Here is a 1,266-nt window from a genome sequence, read left to right as displayed (position 1 = left end):
CCCAAAATCTAAGTATTGATCCAGGCTTAAACGTATTATCGCTCCTCCTATGACGTTATCATAGAAGGAGCGATAATAAATTATAAGGGGTTTTTATCAAACTGTCCTTGACATGGGGTCCAGTTTAAATGGAAATGGGATGTAACAGGGGCCTTTCATTCTGATGGCAGTCGATTTGCGGTTAAATAAAAAGTACAGGGTATCCGGACCAGCACCTTGCGTGTCGTCCGAATATCCTGTACTTTTATTTTGTATTATAAGATAAACATCAATAGTCCGGAGTAGAAGACCAGGCCGACCATAAATGAGGTCATGCCGCTTCCTTTACAGGCTGGAAGTTCATCTTTTAAAGCGTTGAGAATCAGTCCGCCTGCTACGAAAGCTTCCAGAAGTCCCATATACGTGTGAGAGATGTGAATAGTCAATCCGAGAAGCCATCCCAGCAGCACAGACGCGACGAGGAGCTTCAGACCATATCGGTCGTACAGTTTTTCAAAGTGGTGACGCAGTACCCAGTCATTGGTCATGAAGTGGACACCAATAGCGAATAAGTAAAGCAGTGCAGTAAAGGTCGTTTCAAAACTCTGGTTGGATAGCAGGATACCGATAATGAAATTATAGAGAAAATATGACCCAATGTGAGCCCAGAAAATACCTGAAGTAGAAAAATCGCTTTTTGCCAGTTTCAGTCTTGATGATTTTAAAGCCAGCTCAAGAAAGTAAAAGACAACAATTCCCGCAAGCATAGAGCCGAAAATCAGGTGAGACGCATTCTGGGATGAAATGTTAAAGGTCTCCATAACCTCATGCTCATACCCCTGAACGGTCGGAATCAAGTGGAAGAATACATAAGCTAGTGAAATTCCTCCAACAAAAGAGGTGAACTGGTTAACGGATAATAGGCGCAATTTAAAATGTCTGGAGCTTAAATGAATAAATGAAAAGCCTAATGCAAGGAACAGACCGGTTAATGACATACTACAATCCTTCTTTCAATTAATTAAAACATCTCTATAGCGAATTTATTATAGTCCTCAACAAGATCGTAGTCAACAAGTTTTCATGAAAGTTTCTGAAACTTTTCATAATGATGTCCGAAGCGTTCAAAAATAGGAACAAGCCTTCTATTATGCTATTCTATTAACTCAAGTTTTGCAGTTGAATATCCAGGTTTAACCCTTGCGGTTATTGAAACTTCTTATAAATAATTATCAAAAAACACACAAAAAGACACCTCTCTTTGGTAAAATGTAGTCACCATAACAA

At 39.4% G+C, this 1,266-nt stretch carries 1 protein-coding gene; it reads right to left on the bottom strand.

Translation table 11 applies throughout. From position 1 onward, the window contains the following. Positions 1 to 254: 254 nt before the first annotated feature. Entirely contained in the window at positions 255 to 977 is a 723-nt protein-coding gene (locus tag ACYQ2O_RS12325) for a hypothetical protein (RefSeq protein ID WP_346024367.1), read from the bottom strand. Positions 978 to 1,266: the final 289 nt, after the last annotated feature.

The sequence above is a fragment of the Alkalibacterium sp. m-11 genome, from assembly GCF_054658155.1.
Note: the sequence above shows the minus strand (reverse complement) of the source record. Positions and strands in the feature narration are given on the sequence as shown.

Bases quoted from the DNA above. Each gene is read 5' to 3' on its own strand.
- ACYQ2O_RS12325 (WP_346024367.1), bottom strand. From the start codon at position 977: ATGTCATTAACCGGTCTGTTCCTTGCATTAGGCTTTTCATTTATTCAT.